Origin of the sequence: Chromobacterium sp. ASV23 (assembly GCF_016428945.1) — a bacterium.
GTDB classification, from domain to species: Bacteria; Pseudomonadota; Gammaproteobacteria; order Burkholderiales; family Chromobacteriaceae; genus Chromobacterium; species Chromobacterium sinusclupearum.
In genome coordinates this window covers 1-257 of sequence record NZ_JAELTR010000284.1, presented here as the reverse complement: position 1 = coordinate 257, position 257 = coordinate 1, and the positions used below count along the sequence as shown (strand labels likewise).

Genomic DNA, 257 nt, shown 5'->3' with positions numbered 1-257 from the left:
AATCACTTCACCCTTGGCCGCATCGGTCTTGCCCTTCTCGCCCCAGGCAAAGGTGGACTTGTCGGTACTGTTGCCGCCGTTGGCGTCAAACTGGTAAGCGCCGGTCAGATCCTTGCCCACTTCGAGCTGGCCCTTGACCTTCAACGCCTTCACCACCGGCTTGGCATTCGTATCGATCGGCTTGCCGTTGTCGCCGCCCTCGGACTCGTTGCCGCCGCCCGGGTTGTTGTTGCCGCTGTCATCCGACACCGTGCCAT

General features: G+C 61.9%; 1 protein-coding gene. It reads right to left on the bottom strand.

All coding sequences use genetic code 11. The features are described 5' to 3' along the window. A partial coding sequence (locus JHD59_RS22635) for a hypothetical protein (protein WP_199155918.1) occupies positions 1-257 on the bottom strand: 257 nt, incomplete at both ends.